The following is a 17,791-nucleotide window of genomic DNA, read 5'->3' on the forward strand; positions in this document are numbered from 1 at the left end:
GTCATTTCGGGATTAGCACGCCCGATACAATTAAAACCGGGCAAATACAAGTTTTTCGTTCCGGCTCCCCTCGTCTTTATCCGCAGCCGAGCTAAATTTCCATGGAGAATGTGACAATTCCACCAAAGGTTGCTTGGAATATGCGGAACCGTGCCCTAAATCTCCCTTATATGAACACTTAGTAAAGTACGCATCAAATCAAAAATCACAATAAGCCGTTGTATTTATTGAAATTTGATGCCCTGCGAATTTCGATTTCTCTCATTGGAATTGGTAAGCGATGTTTGACCCACGCGAAAAAATTGCACTCTTCATTGACGGCGCCAACCTCTACGCTGCATCCAAGAGCCTCGGTTTCGACATCGATTACCGCAAGCTCCTGAAGGCATTCCAGAAACGCGGCTACCTCCTGCGCGCATATTATTACACCGCGCTGATCGAGGACCAGGAATATTCATCGATCCGTCCTCTGATCGACTGGCTCGACTATAACGGCTATAAGGTCGTCACCAAGCCCGCCAAGGAATTCACCGACTCCATGGGCCGGCGGAAGATCAAGGGCAACATGGACATCGAGCTTGCGATCGACGCCATGGAGCAGTCGGAAACCGTCGACCATCTGGTCATCTTCTCCGGCGACGGCGACTTCACGAACCTCGTCGAGGCGCTGCAGCGCAGAGGCCGCAAGGTCTCGGTGATCTCGACCATGGCGACGCAGCCGCCGATGATCGCCGACGACTTGCGCCGGCAGGCCGATCATTTCATCGACCTCTTGTCGCTGAAGGCTGAGATCGGTCGCGATCCCGCGGAGCGGGCGCCGCGCCCGGTCGAAGTCGCCCCGGCCAGCGATTTCGGGGAGTAATCGAAAGCGCCGCGAGCCGATCGGCTGTGGCGCGATGGGTTAGCCGTTATCCTTCAATAAGCGGCTCTTTTGCCGATTCCAGTCGCGCTCCTTCTCGGATTCGCGCTTGTCGTGCAATTTCTTGCCCTTGGCGAGCGCCAGCTCCATCTTCGCCCGACCCCGGTCGTTGAAATAGATCTTCAGCGGGACCAGCGTCATGCCTTCGCGGTTGACGGCGGAGCGCAGGCGATGGATTTCACGGCCCGACAGCAAGAGCTTGCGGCGCCGGCGCGGTTCGTGATTGAAGCGGTTCGCCTGCAGATATTCCGGCAGGTAGGAGTTGATCAGCCAGATCTCGCCATCCTCATCCGACGCATAGGATTCGGCGATATTGGCCTTGCCTTCGCGCAACGACTTGACCTCTGTGCCCTTCAGCACGAGACCTGCCTCATAAGTATCGATGATCTCGTAGTTGAAGCGGGCCTTGCGGTTTTCGGCCACGACCTTGTTCACCACGCGCTGGCTGCCTTTGGGGGCCATGACGATATTCCTTCGGGGCGCGAAAAGCCGCGCCCTCATTGCTTGTCCTTATGTAAGGGACCGACCTGGCCTTGTGAAGGCCGGTCTCCTCAGTTCAGCAATCCTGCGTGACGCATGGCGGCGTCGATCGCTGCTTCGGTTGCCGGCTCCAGTGTCGAAAGCAGCGGCGAGCGGACATTGCGGCTCATCCGGCCGAGCTTGGCGAGGCCGTATTTGGCGCCGCAGAGACCGGGCTCAAGGAAGATCGCCTTATGCAGCGGCATCAGCCGGTCCTGATATTCGAGCGCGCGGGTGTATTCACCGGCCAGCGTCGCGGCCTGAAAATCGGCGCAGAGGCGCGGGGCGACATTCGCCGTCACCGAAATGCAGCCGACGCCGCCATGGGCGTTGAAACCCAGCGCCGTCGCGTCCTCGCCGGACAATTGTCTGAAGTCCTTGCCGCAGGTGATACGCTGCTCGGAAACACGCTCGATCTTGCCCGTCGCGTCCTTGACGCCGACGATATTGCTGTGTGCCTTGGCGAGAGCCCCCATCGTTTCCGGCGTCATGTCGATCACCGAACGGCCGGGAATATTGTAGATATAGATCGGCAGGGCGACGGCCTCGGCAATCGCGGAAAAATGCGCGATCAGACCCTTCTGCGTCGGCTTGTTGTAATAGGGCGTGACGACGAGCACGGCGTCAGCGCCGACCTTTTCGGCATGTTGGGCGAGTTCGACCGCCTCACGCGTATTGTTCGAACCGGCGCCGGCCATGACAGGAACGCGTTTTGCCGCCACTTCGATGCAGAGTTCCACGACCCGCTTGTGCTCGGCATGCGACAGCGTCGGCGATTCGCCAGTCGTGCCGACCGGAACGAGACCGCTGCTGCCTTCCTTGATCTGCCAGTCGACATGGGCGGCGAAGCTCGCTTCGTCGATCAGTCCGGCATCGGTGAAGGGGGTGACGAGGGCGGGGATGGACCCATTGAACATGCAAAGCTCCTCACGACCAAATCCTTGCTTCGGCCGCATTCCATGAATATTTTGCGCACCATAGAGCGCCGAAATCATCGCGACAAGCGCGGAGAGTTCGGTTTAGGGCAAATTCCGATAGCAGATGTGAATGAATTTTACCTGGTACGGTAAGGCTTCGTTAAGATGCCTCTAGCCAAATGGGCAGGGCGTGTTTTCATTGCGAGATCCCGGATGAAGAAAGCTGTCCTGATTCTGACCGCCTTCGGCTTCGTTGCCGCCGCGTGGGGCAGCCTCGCGTCGCCGCTTCCCGGCGAAAGCATTCCGACGCCCGGCATCAAGCCGATCGGCTTCGTTCCCGAGACATCGATACCGGAAGCGCTGACAACCGGCGCCATCCCGCGCAATCCGGCCGTCGCGGCCGTCGCCAATGATCTGAAAAGCGGCCTCGATGCGCTTTCCGCCAAGAATCCGCAACTGGCTCTGTCGATCCGCGACAGCCTGCGCGAGGGTACGCTCGACCGCCATATCCTCACCTGGGCGATCGCCGTCTCCGGATTGAAGGGCGTTCCCTCTTATGAAATCGCCAGTGCTGCGCAGGAGCTCAAGGGATGGCCCGGCCTTTCCAGGCTGCGAGCCTATTCCGAACGTGCGCTCTACGACGAAAACCCCGCCCCGTCGGCCGTGCTCGCCGCCTTCGGCGATACCGCGCCGGAGACGATGCAGGGCGCCGTCATTCTCGGGCGGGCGCTGACTGCGTCAGGCAAGCAGGCGCAGGCAGCAAGATATATCCGCAAGGTCTGGCGCACTGAGGCGCTCGACAAGGCGAGCGAAGACAAGATCCTCCTCGAGTTTTCCGCCCTGCTGACGCCAGCCGACCACAAGGCGCGGATGGATTATCTGATGTATCGTGGCCGGGTAGCGCAGGCCAAGCGCTTCGGCGATATGGGCGAAGCGCAGTCCCTCTACAAGGCCTGGGCCGCCGTCGACGCCAAAGCTGCCAATGCCGACGCGCTGCTCAATAGCGTCGAGCCAAAATGGCGTGGCGATGCCGGCCTGCTGTTCGCGCGGATCGAATATCTGCGCAAGCAGGACAAATATACCGAAGCGGCGGCGCTTCTGGAAAAGATGCCACGCGAGCCAGGCGAACTCGTCAATTCCGGAGAATGGTGGAACGAGCAGCGGATCGTCAGCCGCGGCCTCGTCGATCAAGGACAATTCAAGCCTGCCTATCGCATCGTCGCAAGATCCGCGGCAACCAGCCCGACTGATATCGTCGAGGCCGAGTTCCATGCCGGGTGGTACGCGCTGCGCGGGCTGCAGGACCCGACAACGGCAGAAAAGCATTTCCGCAAGATTCTGGCGACTTCGAACGGTCCCATCTCGGTGTCGCGCGCCTGGTATTGGCTCGGGCGGGCAGCCGAGGCCGGCGGCCCCGGCAACTCCGGCGAATTCTATGGTAAGGCCGCGAATTTTCCAGGCACCTTCTATGGGCAGCTCGCGGCCGAAAGGCTTGGACGCAAGACGCTCAACGTCAGCTATCCCACCCCGAGCGCAGCCGACCGCCAGAGTTTCCAGGCGCGCGAGGCCGTGCAGGCAATCGCCCGGCTCGAGGGAGCCGGCCATGGATGGCGGGCCGACATCCTCTATCTCGCGCTCGCCGATCAGCTGCAAAGTCCCGGTGAACTGGCGATCCTTGCGGCGCAGGCCGAGCAGTCAGGCAATCATCATCTGTCACTGCAGGTCGGCAAAATCGCCTATGGCCGCGGCATCGACGTCGCAGCACTCGCTTTTCCCGTCGGCGTAATCCCGGCGAATGCCAATATCTCCGGCTCCGGCAAGGCGCTCGCCTATGCGATTGCCCGGCAGGAAAGCGCCTTTAACCCGGCCGCCGTTTCGGCGGCGAATGCGCGCGGCCTACTGCAGCTTCTGCCCGGCACGGCCCAGGCGGTGGCCAAGCGCCACAACATCACCTTTTCGAAGGACAAGCTGACGGCCGATGCCGGTTATAATGCGACGCTCGGCGCGCATTATCTCGGCGAGCAGATCGAAGCCTTCGGCGGCTCCTACATCCTCACCTTCATCGCCTATAATGCCGGGCCGAAGCGGGTGCCGGAATGGATCGGACGCTACGGCGACCCTCGCGGCAGGCCAGTCGACGAGATCGTCGACTGGATCGAGCGCATCCCCTTCCCCGAAACGCGCAACTACGTGCAGCGGGTGATGGAGAATTACGAAGTCTACAAAGCCCGCCTCGGCCAGCCGGCGGATATCGAGCGCGACCTGATCGGCGGACGCAGCGCCTCCTGAAGCCATTCGGCACGGCTTGAAAAGCAGGCTGGTCTTTGTTTTTCCGCATGTCTTTATCGCAAAATCGCTGCACAATTTTGCGAGACATGCTCTACACCTTCCGGATCAGACAGCTCTCGAGGATGCGATGCCGAACGTGGATGCAGGCGATTTCCAGGAACGATTTTACTCTTCCTCCGATGGGCTGAGGCTTTATGCACGCGACTACCGGCCCGAGAAGGCGGCAGCCGCCGAACGGCTGCCAGTGATCTGCCTGCCCGGCCTGAGCCGCAATGCCCGGGACTTTCATCCGCTTGCGCTGCTTCTCAGCCGCGACAGAACAGGCGCGCGCAGGGTGATCGCGCTCGACTCGCGCGGCCGTGGCAATTCCGCATGGGATGAGAACAAGGCCAATTACAATCTCGCCGTCGAGACCGGCGACATCATTGCCGCCTGCACGGCATTCGGCATCGAGCGGGCGATTTTCATCGGCACCTCGCGTGGCGGCCTAATCCTGCATTTGATCGCAGCGACACGGCCGGATCTTCTCGAAGCCGTGGTCCTGAACGATATCGGACCGGCGATCGAGGCGAGTGGGCTGGCGCTCATTCGCGACTACCTCAACAGCGGCAAGGCGCCGGCCGACTGGAAAGAGGCGGCCGATCTATTGCGGGAAAATCACGGCGCCTCGTTTACCGCGCTTGCAGACGAGGACTGGCGCGAAATGGCGCTTGCGCTATATCGCGACGTCGGCGGAAGGCCAGTCGCCGATTTCGATCCAGCGATCGCCGAGGCGCTGAGATCGATCGATTTCAGCCGGCCGCTGCCCGATCTCTGGGCACAATTCGAAAGCCTGAGCCGCTTTCCGCTGATGCTGATCCGCGGCGAAAATTCACCGCTGCTGTCGCAGGAAACCGCGAGCGAAATGACCCGACTGCACCCCGGACTGATCCTTCATTCCGCCGGAGGGCAAGGACATGCGCCCCTCCTCCATCTCGGCAATATCCCTGCAGCAATCCACGCTTTTCTCGCCGCTTTGCCGGTAGGCTGATTAATCGGAATCGGATGCCCCCGGCGTGTGTCGGAGGCCCTTCCTCAGTTCGGTTCCCGGATGGCATCATCCAGGCCGCGCAGCAGCGGGTAGAGGAAATAGGAGATCACCGTCCTGTTGCCCACCTTGATTTCTGTGGAGACGGTCATGCCGGGCAGCAGTCTGACCGGCACGTCCGAGGCGTTCAGCCTCGTATCGGCAAGCAGAATGCGAGCCTTGAAGAAGGGGGCGGCCGGCTGGCTCGGGGTGGCGGTCTGTTCCTGCTGCTGGCCGGTCATAAACGTGTCCTGGCTGATGGTGCGAACCTCGCCCGAGGCGGTGCCGTATTTCTGGAAGGGATAGGCGTCCAGCTTGATGCGGGCCTCCTTACCCACGGCGATGCGGCCGATGTCGCGGGTGTTGATCGAGACTTCCGCTTCGAGCGGCACGTTGATCGGCACCAGCGTGACGATCGGTTCGGCTTCGCGCACGACGGAGCCGATGGAACGCTGGGCGAGATCGAGCACGACGGCGTCGGCAGGTGCTGTCAGCGACACCATGTTGCGGCGCAGCTCCATCTTCTTCAGCTCTTCATCCGCCATGTCGCGCTGGCCGCGCAGCTCCACCAGCTGTTCCATCGCGGCGCGGCGGAAATCCTCGATGAAGGCCTGCCGGTCGGCTTTCAGCTTGGCAAAGGCATGCGCGGCCTCGTCGGCCTTGCCGCGCACGGCAGTCAGATCGGATTCGACGTCGAGGCGGGCGTCGCGCGAGCCGAGCATGGTGATCAGCGAGCCGCTTTGCGTGTTAAAGAGCCGCTCGCGCGCGCCTTCGATCTGCGAGAGCGTGTCGCGTCGGTCGATGAGCACGGCCTCCTGGTTCTTGGCCGCGGCAAGCGCTGCCGACTGGCCAGCGATCTGCTGCTCGAAATTCTGCAGCTGCGCCGTGTAGAAGGCCCGCCGCTGGCCGAAGAGCTGCACTTGCAGCATCTCGTCGGGCGTCGTTCCCGCCATCATCGTGTAGTCGTCGCCGGCAAGTTCCGCCTCGATGCGCTTCACCTGGGCGTCGAGTGCCGAGAACTTCGCCTGCTGCTGGCCGACATCGGCCTGACTGAAGGTGGCATCAAGGGTTGCGAGCGTCTGTCCGGCATGTACCACCTCGCCGGCCTTCACATCGATCGTGCGGATGATCGAGGTTTCGAGCGGCTGGACGACGATGGTCGGCTGGGTGGTGACGAGCTTACCGGGCGCAATCACCACCTCGTCGATATCAGAAACGGAGGCCCAGATGATGGTCGCAGCAATCAGTGCCGTCACACAATAGAGCGTCATGCGCGCAACGCGCGGCGGAGCACGTTCCTCGAGCTCGACGGCGTCGGACTGGAATTCAGCAATTGCCGGCGGCAGCGGCATGCGGGCGACGAGCTGCCCGCCCCTGCCTGGCGGCCCCTTGTCTGAGGGACCATGGTCTGAGGCTACGGGCAGGTTCGCGCCGGATTTTCTGACACGCGCGTTCATGCGACCTGCCTCATTTGCTGTGCCCACAGGTGGCGATAGGTCATGCAGCGCGACACCAGCTGGTCGTGCCGGCCGATATCGGCGACCTTGCCCCGATCGATGACGAGAATGGCATCGGCATCGACGAGGGTCGAAAGCCGGTGCGAGACGATGACAACGGTGCGCCCGGCGGCGATCCGGCTCAGATTCTCGCGGATGATCGCCTCGCTGTCGGGGTCGAGCGCACTCGTCGCCTCATCGAAGATCAGGAGCTTCGGATCGGTGATCAGCGCCCGCGCAATGGCGAGCCGTTGCTTCTGACCGCCGGAGAGGTTTGCGGCATTTTCTTCCAGCATCGTGTCGAAGCCGCGTGGCAGCCGCTCGATGAATTCTTGCGCACCGGCAATGCGGGCGACCTCCATGATCTCCTCGATGCTGGCATCGGGTTTGGCGGCGGCGATATTGTCGCGCACCGTGCCGCGGAAGAGGAAATTATCCTGCAGCACGACGCCGATGCTGGTTCTCAGGTGCACGAGGTCGATCTCGCGGCTGTCATAGCCGTCCATGCGCACCAGCCCTTCCTGGCTCTGATAGAGTCCCTGGATGAGCCGCGTGATCGTCGTCTTGCCCGAGCCGCTCTTGCCGACCACGCCGAAGACGCAGCCCGCCGGAATGGCGAAGGACACATTGTCGAGCGCCGGCGCCGCATCGGGAGCATAGCGGAAGGTGACCCTGTCGAATTCGATACGGCCATGCAGATGCGGCCGCACCCCTCGGCCGCGGCCTGCCTGCTCCGGCCGCTGGTTCATGATCTCGCCGAGCATGCGCACCGACAGAGCCACTTCCTGATACTCGTGCACCATGGTGACGATCTGCACCAGCGGTCCCGAGACGCGGCCGGCCAGCATGTTGAAGGCGACCAGCGCGCCGATCGTCATGGAACCGCTGAAGACATCGAGTGCGCCGAGCCCGATGATCGCCACGCTCATCAGCTTCTCCAGAAGCCCGGTCATCGACTGGGCGATGGTGGAGATTTTTTCGACCCGGAAACGCACCGAGATCGACTGCGCCGAATAATCGTCCCACACCTTGCGCTGGCGCGGCTCCAGCGCCAGTGACTTGACGGTGCGCATGCCATGCACGGTTTCCACCAGCAGGGCCTGCCGGTCGCCTTCGGCCTGATAAAGCGCCTGCAGGCGACGCTGGAACGGCCCGACGAGCAGCATCACCACGAGCCCGACGAGCGCCGCAAAACCGAGCACCACGAGCGTCAGCTTAACGCTGTAGAGAAGCAGGATCGGCAAGAAGACGAAGAGTGAAACACCATCGAGAAGCGTCAGGAACAGCCGGCCGGTGAGGAATTCGCGGATGCGCCCCGTCTGCTGCATATGCTTGACGAGAACGCCGGCCGAGGCCTGTTCGAAGAGCGCAATCGGCAGGTTGAGCAGATGGCCGAAGGTGCGCGTCGCCACGCGGATGTCGATCCTGTTGGTGGCGTAGAGCAGCAGATAGCGGCGCAGGAAGCTGAACGTCGCGTCGAAGACGAGCGCCACCGCGATGCCGGCCGTCAGAACCGTCAATGTCGCGTAGCTCTGATGCACGAGCACCTTGTCGATGACGAGCTGAAAAAACATCGGCGTCGTCAGCCCCAGGCCGTAGAGCACGAAAGCTGCGAGGGCCACGTCACGGAAGAAGCTGCGTTGGCGGATGATTTCGGGGACGAACCAGCGGAAGCCGAAGGGCCGGTCCTCATCCGACATGCGATAGTTGCGCTTCAGCAGAACCACCGATCCGAGCCAGGCCTTGGCGAATTGCTCCTCGCTCAGCAGAATGACTTCGGGACGGGTAGCGAGCGGGTCGAGAACGCGGATCCGCTCATCCTCGCCCTCCCCGAGAGCGCCTGATATGACCACCCAGTTGCCGTTCGAAAGTTCGGCAAGCACCGGGAAAGCCTCGCCGAGCTGGAACAGGCTTCGCCAGTCGAGGGTCAGATGCCTGGCCCTAAGGCCAGCGTCCTTGGCCATTCTGAGCATTTGCCGCACGGCCACCGGATCGTTGCCGACGGAATAGTCGTGCTGCAATCGCTCAGGAGAAAGGTCGACGCCGTGGTGACGCGCGACGAGCGCAAGACAATGCAGGTTGGTATGCAGAAAACCACTCATGGCCCACCCGAAACACTACGAGACCGAGGCTGTCCCGTTGTCAGTTGAAATTCGGCGATGCGTTCGAAGCGCCGCCCTGCACCGACTGGATATCGCTGGCGGCTGCAGCCGACATGTCACCGATGCGACGGACCGCGCCCGCCTCTACCAAGCCGCCAAGCGCCTTCTGCATGAGGTCGACCGCATTGGCGAAGGCCTCGACAGGCATGATGATGCGCTGGCGGAAAACCGGCTTCGGATTGTTGTTGGCGTCGCGATCGGTGGCCGAGAGCGACATCAGGTCGATGCGCACGATCGTTCCCGTGACGGTGATTTCGCCGATACCGTCTGCATAAAGTTCGCTGCTCATTGTTCTCTCCTCTGGTTGATAATCAAAACCTGTTCACCTTTGAGTCGACGCATCGGATATCCGAAAACCGCTTCACACTTTTCGGTCCAATGCGTGCGTATCGTGCCGCCATGCCGGAAACGGATCGCGAAGGCCGACGGCGGTCTGTGGATCGAAACCCGTCTCCTCCCCGGTCAGGGAATCGTCGAGCGCGGTGCGGATGGCGCCCTCGTCGAAGCCGGAGCCGATGAAGACCAGCTCCTGGCGGCGGTCGCCCCAGACATCGTCCCAATGCCGGTCAAGCAACTGGCGGAATTGCGGATGGCGCGGCCAGTGCGCGCGCGGCACCGAGGCCCACCAGAAACCCCTGGTACCGATGCGGCATTGCATGCCGGCAATCGACAGTAGGCCGATCTCGTCCGGCCGGGTCGCCAGCCAGAAATGACCTTTCGCTCTGATGATGCCGGGCAGTGGCTGCTCGAGCATGCGGCTGAGCCGTGCCGGATCGAAAGGCCGGCGATTGCGATAGACGAAGCTTGAAATGCCGTATTCCTCTGTCTCCGGCACATGATCGCCCCAGCCGTAAAGCTCCTTGTGCCAGAGCGGATGGCGGGCGGCCCTGGCCTCGCTGAAGAGCCCGGTTTCCATGATTGCGCCAAGCGGCACCTGGCCGAAGACCGCCTCGATGACGCGGGCATCCGGATTGAGTGCTGCGACGACCCGGCGAACCTCGGCAAGGTCGGTCGAGGGCACGTCGCCCGCCTTGTTGATGATGACGACATCAGAAAATTCGATTTGCTCGACGAGCAGTTCCACGAGCTTGCGCTCATCGTCCCCGTCACGCCTTTCGCCGCGATCGGCCAGGAACTCGTCGCTCCGGTAATCGACAAGCAGATTGACCGCGTCGACGACGCAGACCATGGTGTCGAGCCGCGCCACGTCGCAAAGGGCTGCTCCGCTCTCGTCGCGGAAGGAGAAGGTCGCCGCTATCGGCAGGGGCTCGGCGATCCCCGTGCCCTCGATCAGCAGATAGTCGAAACGGCCGGCGGAGGCGAGCCGGCGGACCTCGCTCAGGAGATCGTCGCGCAATGTGCAGCAGATGCAGCCGTTGCTAAGCTCGACCAGGGTTTCGTCGGTCCTCGAGAGGTTGGCGCCGCCGTCACGGACGAGATCGGCATCGATGTTCACCTCGCTCATGTCGTTGACGATCACGGCGATCCGGCGTCCCTCGCGATTGTTCAGGACATGATTGAGGACCGTCGTCTTGCCGCCGCCGAGAAACCCCGCCAGGACCGTCACCGGAAGTCGATTGTCTGCACCCGTCATCGATACCCCCGCTCGCCTTTACGCCGCGAGCTGCGGTTTGAACGCCACGTCCACATAGTAGTTTGTGCTGTTGTAACTGCTCGTCGGGAACAACCCGCTCGATCCATAGGCGTAGATGCCGTTGTCACCGCTGAGCGCCCTAAGGTCGCCGCTCGTCTTCTCGGTGCTGAAATAATTGCCCGTCGCCGAGTAGTTGCCGTTCGTGCTGTAGGAAACGACGTAGGTCGTATCCGCTGCGACAGCGACCTGCTGGGTGAGCGTGGCAGTCTGCCAGCCGCTTGTCGTTTCGTTGCTGAAGGTGATGCTGGCAAGCAGCGTGCCCGAGGCGGTCCAGAGATAACCGTTATGCGGGCCGGTATTGTCGGCGCCCTTATAGAAGCGGATGCCCGTGACCCAGCCTGCCGTGTCCGCCTGAAATTTCATGCCGAGATTGACCGGGTGATTGTCGTTCACGGAGACGATTGCAGGCGTTTCATTGGCGCTGAAGAGGTTCTGCTCGCTCCCCTGGGCGTTGACGGTAAGCGCAACCTGGGCGGATGCCGTGCCGCCCTGACTGTCGGCGATGGAATAGCTGAAGCTCGCCGGCCCGGTATATCCTGCCGTCGGCGTGAAGGTGACGGTCTGCGTCTGGCTGTTGTATGACACCGAACCGTTGACCGCGCCGCTGACGCCGGTGACGACAAGCGGGTTGCCATCGGCGTCGCTGTCATTTGCCAGCAGGTTTGCAGCGGCGATCGACAGAGCCGTATTGGTATAGGTCGTATAGCCGTTGTCATTGGCGGCCACCGGCACCGTATTGCCCGTCGACTGATTGAAGACGACATCGACCCAGTAATTCGTCGACTGGTAGCTCGACGTCGGGAAGGGCGAGCCCGATCCGACCGCGTAGACGCCATTGCTGCCTGCAAGCGCCGTCAGCGAGCCATTGGTATGCGCCGTGTTGAAATAGTTCGAGGTCGCCACATAGGTGCCGGTCGTGTGGTAGGAGGCGACATAGGTCGCACCCGCCGTGATCTGCAGCGGCGTGGCGAAGTTCGCGGTCTGCCAGCCGGAGAGCGACTCGTTGGTGAAGGTGACCGTTGCGACGAGCGTGCCGTCGGCTCTCCAGATGGAGCCGGTATGGACGCTGGTATCGCCGGCAGCCTTGTAATAGCGGATGCCCGAGATGGTGCCGGTCGAGGAAGCCACGAACTTCATGCCGAGTTCCAACGCCGTATTGTCGTTGAAGCTGCCGCCGGTCGGTCCCTCACTTGCCGTAAACAGTGTCTCGCCAGCCGAACCCGTCTGGACGGTCAGGCTGACATTGCCTTGATCCGTGCCGCCGCGCCCGTCCGACAGCGTATAGCTGAAGCTCGCCGGTCCTGAATAATCGTTGGCCGGCGTGAAGGTGATGGCGCCGGTCTGCTTGTTGAGAGCGACCGAGCCGTTGACGGCATTGCCGACGGCCGTGATGGTCATCGCATCGCCATTGGGATCGGTATCGTTTGCCAGGAGCGAGGAAATGGAGATAACAACCGTTCCGTTGTGGCCGATGATCAGCCCGCTGTCGTCGGTCGCGACCGGCTGGCTGTTGGGGCCGGCATCGAAGACCACGTCCACCCAGTAATTGCTGCCGCCGGGGTTCTGGCCGGGGAATGTGCTGGGCGTAGTGCCGTAGGCGAAGACGCCGCCGCCATCGACGGCCTTCAGCTGGCCGCTGGCATAGGGCTCGTTGAAATAGTTCTGGGTGAGCGAGTAGTAGCCATTGCTGTGATAGGAGGCCACATAGGTCGTGCCGGCCGCGATCTGGATCGGGCTGGAGAACATCACCGTCTGCCACCCTGAGAGCGATTCCCCTGTCGCTACGCCGGTCGCCAGCAGCGTTCCGGTGCTGCTCCAGAGGCTGACGACGTGTTCGCCGATGTTATAGAAGCCCTTGTAGAAACGGATGCCCTCCACCGAGCCTGCCGTCGTCGCCTGGAACCGCAGGCCGAGCTCGACGGAATCGCGATCGACCGCTACTTCGGTCGCGGGCTTTTCCGCCAGCGTCCACAGGCCCTGTGTGCCCGGCAGCGTGACGGTGACCTGCTTGCCGGCCGATGGCGCCTCCAGATTGACGCTGTCGTCGACGGCGCGTGACAGGATCGCATAGGTGCCGCTCGCCTGGATGACCCAGTTATAGCTCCAGTTCTCGCGGCCCGTGGCCTTGAACCAGTGCTGGCCGCCATCGGTGGAGACCTCGACGCCGGCAATGATGCCGCCGCCGAAATCCTGCGCCGTTCCTGATATCGTCACATGCTGCCCTTCGAGGAAGCTTGCGCCTGATATGGGCGAGGTAATCGACGAGGTGGGCTTCAGCATGTCGGTCGATTGGGTCGCGAGGATCAGGCTCGCATCGAGCGTCGTCGGCTGGATGCCCATGTCCGCGAACATGTTGACCATCGCCTGCTGCACGTTGCGATCGGTTGACGTTGCCGGCCCCTGATGCTGATCGTTCAGCCCCCAGGACCAGAAGACGGTGCCGGCGCCGAAGACGAGTGCGCCGCTTGCCGCCCGGTACATGGTCAGGCTGTGGGTCGCCACCGCGTCGCCGACCGTCGAGCCGTAATCGCGGAGATAAGTGTTGACCGCGACCGAGGAGAGCGACAGGTCGATCAGTCCAGCCGGACGGAATCCATTCTCGACATCCGAGTCCCATTCATAGCCGAGCAGGTTCTGCACCAGATTGTAGGTCTCGCCCGGCTGCAGCTCTGCCACATCGGTATTGCGCCAGAAGCGAAGGTTCGAATAGTCGTAGGGGATGGAGATCGTATCCTGGCGGTAGCCGTCCACCTGAAACATCGTTCCCGTCAGCGAATTTTCCGGCTCCTGCTCCGCATCGGCGTAACGCGGATCGCGCCAGGTGCCGGTGCCGATATTGCTCGGGTCCGTGCTCGTGCCGTAGGTCTCCTTGTAGCAGACCATGGTGCGGTAGGCCTGGCCGCTGCCGTCGATGCTGCTTTCCCAGCGAACCTTCCAATAGACTTCGTTGCCGCTCCAGAAGGCGAGGTTCACGCCGGCATCGCGCGCGGCCTCCACATTGGTGCGCTGCTCGGCCGACCAGTATTCGTCATGGCCGACCGATAGGAAGGCATCATGGTTCAGCAGCAGGCTACCGCTACGCGTCGCATCGACACCGGAAACATAGGACACGTCGTAACCGTTCTGCTCCAGCCACTGGATGGCTGAATGCTCGACGCCAAAAATGAAGTCGTGCGAGCCGCCGACCGGGCTCGTATTGGTGATGATCGGCCTGTTGTAGCTGACCGCCGAGGCGCGACCGATTGCGGTCAGGCCGCAGCTGCAGTTCGGCGGCAGGTAGCCGATCATGTCAGCGGGATCGACGGGGACATCGCCGTAATAGAGGCTGGCGCCGCCCCAGGCATTATAAGCCTGCCACGTCGTGTCCGAGGTCTGGAAAACGATATTGCTGTGCGAGGAGTCGTCGCGCACGACGAAGGGGATGATGCTGGCATCCTCGGTGCCGTCCTCACGCACCAGCTTGGCGAAATAGACGCCGGAGACGGCATCGGTCGGAATCTGCCAGCTCGCCGAGACCGACCAGTTGCCGCAGTCGATGAGACCGAGCGACATGTCGACGATCGGATGCGGCTGGATCTGCGCCGTGGTCAGCTGCTGCTCGATCGAGCCGACCTTGCGCGCACCGGCCCCGCCGTAATAACCCATCCGGTAGATATCGATGCGGTAATGCGTGGAATCGGTGGCGACCTTGAAATCGACCGTCTGGCCGATATTCGTGCTGATTTCGGTGGCGAAGCCCTGAATGGTGCCCTTGCCGTCGCCTTCCAGGCCCCACTCGCTAATCGGGTTGCCCTGTTTCAGATTTTCCAGTGCGATAATGTTGAGCGTCACCGCAGCCGGAGCCGCCGCCGGTGCGGCCAGCGCTGAGACCGCCGTCGTCTCAGCCGAAGCGTCCTGGCTGGGCTCCACCGAGAGGGATGCTATCGAGGTCTGAAGCCGCAACGAAGTCGTGTCGAGACTGCTGGAAGACGTCACCGGCGCCGCCGTCGTGGCGCTTCCGGTGTCGGCATCGCTGGTAATCCCCGTCAGCGCGGGGGCGGCAGGCAGTGTCGCAGCCTCTTCGTACGGATCTGGGGCAAGTACGGTGTCTTGCGATGTCGAGGAGGTCGTGTCGAAGACCGTCGCAGCCGACGCCGTCTTCGTGGAACTGTCTTTTGCGCCGCCATCTGCCTCAGGCGCCGGTATCGCCGTCGACGGTGCGGGGGACGATTGCATGCCGCCTGATGACATCAGCGAAGTTGTGACTGTGCCGATGAAAGAGGATTGGACGGTTGCGCTGCCTTGATTGGCAAAGCCGGAAGAACCCTGAGTGCTCGAAGACACTACGGTCGGAGTTCCAAGCAGTGCGGCCCAGGCCGAGGTTGCGTGACTGATGCACGGCGTGCCTCCGACAGCAGTCAAGTATTTGCGATTCCTCACATGAAATCTCAGCAAGAGCGGCGTCCCCATTTCCCGTCGACCAGCATTGAATGGCTTCATCCTGCCAGCTTTCGGAGCGGAACGTACGACAGCAATCTTGGGTATGTGGGAGGTACTCCATACGCCGATATGATGATCCTCACCGCATATCCGGTTCTGGAGCTGTCCGGTGCTTCCGCTAAGCCGCGGACTCTGTGTGAGAGGAAGCTGGTCGGTCTTGTTTTGCCGGTCCGGCTGGTCGAGCCGGTAAACTCCGGCTCCGCCCGTGCTACCAGGCCGGAAAGGGATCTTCGAGAGCCGACCAGTCCCGCGGATCCGAGCTTGCCAGGCAGTCGTCCAACGCGTTGCGGACGCCTGTCTCGTCCATATCGACACCAATGAACACGAGTTCCTGCCGACGATCGCCCCAAGCGCTGTCCCATCGGCGCTCGATATGCTGGCGAAACTGCTGGTGGCTCGGCCAGTCCTGCCGGGGAACGGCCGCCCACCAGAGCCCCATGGGTTCACAGCGTCGTTGCGCTCCGGCCGCCGACATCAGACCCACGTGACGCGGTCGCGTGGCCAACCAGAAATGACCTTTGGCGCGGATGACCCCCGGCCAAGGCTCGTCCAGGAATGCCCTAAACCGCGTCGGGTCGAAGGGACGCCTGGTGCGATAGACAAAGCTCGATACCCCATATTCCTCCGTCTCCGGAACATGAGCACCGGGGCTGTACAGTTCCTTGTGCCATAACGGGTGAGCGGCGGCCTTTGCTTCGTCGAAGAGGCCCGTACTGAGAATGGTTGCAAGCGAAACCTTACCGAAGTCCGTCTCCACCTGGTGCGCATCCGGGTTGAGCGCAGCCACCGTCTTGCGGACTTCTGCGCGAATTTCCTCGGTCGCGTCCGAGATCTTGTTGATCACGACAACGTCGGCAAACTCGATCTGGTCCACCAACAGGTCGATGAGTGTCCGCCGGTCCTCGCCGTCCCGCTGCATGCCGCGATCGCGAAGCAGATCGGCGCTGCTGTAATCAGCCAAAAGGCTGGCGGCGTCGACGACAGTCACCATCGTGTCAAGTTTGGCAAAATCGGAGAGCGAAACGCCGTTCTCGTCGCGGAAGGAAAAGGTGGCAGCGATGGGGCGCGGCTCGGCAATGCCGGTTCCCTCTATCAGCAGATAGTCGTATCGCCCCTCTTCGGCGAGTCGCCGCACTTCCGTCAGGAGGTCATCGCGCAGGGTACAGCATATGCAGCCATTGCTGAGTTCAACCAGTGCCTCCGTCGTATGCGACAGGTTGCAGCCGCCGTCTCGAATGAGACTGGCGTCTATGTTCACTTCACTCATATCGTTGACGATGACGGCGACCCTGAGGCCCTGACGATTGGTCAGCACGTGGCTGAGAAGCGTCGTCTTGCCGGCGCCGAGAAAGCCGGCGAGCACTGTCACCGGGAGCCGGCCCTTGTTCATCGCTGTCGCTTGAATGGGAGCGGAGGCCGCGTCCCTCTCTGCGATCCGCATTTGCGTCGTGTCAGCCTCATTCGAAATCGATCCTAACCTTATCCTTTGCATCACGCGGCCAGTTGCGGCCGGAAGACGACGTCGGCGTAGTAGTTGGTTGAATTGTAGCTGTTGGTCGGGAAAAGACCTGCGGTGGCGGAACCGCCATAGGCATAGACGCCATTGCCGCTGGCCGGCGCCGTCAACGGACCGTTGGTGACGGCGGCCGTAAAGAAATTGCTGGTCGCCACGTAAGCGCCTGTCGTGTGATAGGAGGCGACATAGGTGGTATTGGCGGCGATGGTGACGGGATTTGTGAAGTTCACCGTCTGCCAACCGCTCGCGGTGGTGGTGGTGAAGGTGGCGGTGGCAAGCTTGGTGCCTGTCGTGGTCCAAAGGTCGACGACATTCTGGCCGTTGTCATTGGCGCTGCGATAGAACCTGATGCCGGTGACATCTCCGGCAACGTTCGACGTGAACTTGACGCCAAGTTCGAGCTGCTGACCATCGTTGAAGGTCCGGCTCGGCGTGCTGGAAGCAGAGAACAGGCTGTAGGTCGTCGGCGCCGTCGACACGGCGATATTGAAGGTCTCGTTGGCCGCAAGGCTGCCGAGATCGGTTGCCGTCACCTTGACGCCGTAAGTGCCTGACGTCGTCGGCGTGCCGGAGAAGGTGCGTGTCGAGGCGTTGAAGGTTAGCCAGGAAGGCAGGGCCGTGCCATCGGCGGACGTTGCCGCATAGGCGAGCGTGTCGCCGCTATCGACATCGGTGAAAGTGGTCGTCGGCAGCGTGAAGGAGAAGGCAGAGCCGACGGTGGCATTCTGGGTGGTCGTCTGGACGGCCAGCACCGGTGCATCGTTGGCGCCATGG

Annotated in this window: 12 protein-coding genes; 3 read left to right on the forward strand and 9 right to left on the reverse strand. The window is 62.1% G+C overall.

Features of this window, described 5'->3' with window-relative positions; all coding sequences use genetic code 11:
• Window positions 1-280: 280 nt before the first annotated feature.
• Complete coding sequence (locus GGD53_RS02810; protein ID WP_064801515.1) at window positions 281-862, forward strand: NYN domain-containing protein; 582 nt, start codon at window positions 281-283, stop codon at window positions 860-862.
• A 39-nt stretch (window positions 863-901) separates the two neighbouring features.
• Here GGD53_RS02810 and smpB read toward each other — a convergent pair whose 3' ends face one another.
• Entirely contained in the window at window positions 902-1,381 is a 480-nt protein-coding gene (gene smpB / locus GGD53_RS02815) for an SsrA-binding protein SmpB (RefSeq protein WP_004675044.1), read from the reverse strand.
• An 89-nt stretch (window positions 1,382-1,470) separates the two neighbouring features.
• Complete coding sequence (gene dapA / locus GGD53_RS02820; protein WP_184453346.1) at window positions 1,471-2,355, reverse strand: 4-hydroxy-tetrahydrodipicolinate synthase; 885 nt, start codon at window positions 2,353-2,355, stop codon at window positions 1,471-1,473.
• Window positions 2,356-2,568: 213 nt separating this feature from the next.
• Between dapA and GGD53_RS02825 the strand changes: the two genes are divergently transcribed.
• Together GGD53_RS02825 and GGD53_RS02830 are read left to right on the forward strand one after the other, a co-directional pair.
• Window positions 2,569-4,644 (forward strand): lytic transglycosylase domain-containing protein, encoded by a 2,076-nt coding sequence (locus GGD53_RS02825; RefSeq protein ID WP_184453347.1) that lies wholly within the window; start codon window positions 2,569-2,571, stop codon window positions 4,642-4,644.
• A gap of 127 nt (window positions 4,645-4,771) precedes the next feature.
• Window positions 4,772-5,674, forward strand: coding sequence for an alpha/beta fold hydrolase (locus tag GGD53_RS02830; RefSeq protein WP_184453348.1), 903 nt, complete (start codon window positions 4,772-4,774; stop codon window positions 5,672-5,674).
• Window positions 5,675-5,718: 44 nt separating this feature from the next.
• Here the strand turns inward: GGD53_RS02830 and GGD53_RS02835 are convergent, their stop codons facing one another.
• The 7 genes from GGD53_RS02835 to GGD53_RS31575 form a co-directional block, all read right to left on the reverse strand.
• Window positions 5,719-7,167 carry an HlyD family type I secretion periplasmic adaptor subunit gene (locus tag GGD53_RS02835; protein WP_184453349.1) on the reverse strand — a complete coding sequence of 483 codons (1,449 nt, stop codon included), beginning with the start codon at window positions 7,165-7,167 and terminating at the stop codon, window positions 5,719-5,721.
• Window positions 7,164-9,308, reverse strand: a complete 2,145-nt coding sequence (locus GGD53_RS02840; protein ID WP_184453351.1) for a peptidase domain-containing ABC transporter — start codon at window positions 9,306-9,308, stop codon at window positions 7,164-7,166. The genes GGD53_RS02835 and GGD53_RS02840 overlap by 4 nt, the downstream gene beginning before the upstream one ends.
• A 40-nt stretch (window positions 9,309-9,348) precedes the next feature.
• Window positions 9,349-9,657, reverse strand: a complete 309-nt coding sequence (locus tag GGD53_RS02845) for a hypothetical protein (protein WP_184453353.1) — start codon at window positions 9,655-9,657, stop codon at window positions 9,349-9,351.
• Window positions 9,658-9,729: 72 nt separating this feature from the next.
• Entirely contained in the window at window positions 9,730-10,962 is a 1,233-nt protein-coding gene (locus GGD53_RS02850) for a GTP-binding protein (protein WP_184453355.1), read from the reverse strand.
• 18 nt (window positions 10,963-10,980) lie between these two features.
• Window positions 10,981-15,501, reverse strand: coding sequence for a DUF4082 domain-containing protein (locus tag GGD53_RS02855; RefSeq protein ID WP_184453357.1), 4,521 nt, complete (start codon window positions 15,499-15,501; stop codon window positions 10,981-10,983).
• Between the two features lie 208 nt (window positions 15,502-15,709).
• A complete protein-coding gene (locus tag GGD53_RS02860; protein ID WP_184453359.1) occupies window positions 15,710-16,891 on the reverse strand; it encodes a GTP-binding protein in 1,182 nt (393 codons plus the stop codon).
• A gap of 101 nt (window positions 16,892-16,992) precedes the next feature.
• Window positions 16,993-17,791 (reverse strand): DUF4082 domain-containing protein (locus GGD53_RS31575; protein ID WP_246717685.1); only part of this gene is annotated, 799 nt, incomplete at its 5' end.

Source organism: Rhizobium aethiopicum (assembly GCF_014197535.1).
In the GTDB taxonomy this organism is placed as follows: domain Bacteria; phylum Pseudomonadota; class Alphaproteobacteria; order Rhizobiales; family Rhizobiaceae; genus Rhizobium; species Rhizobium aethiopicum_A.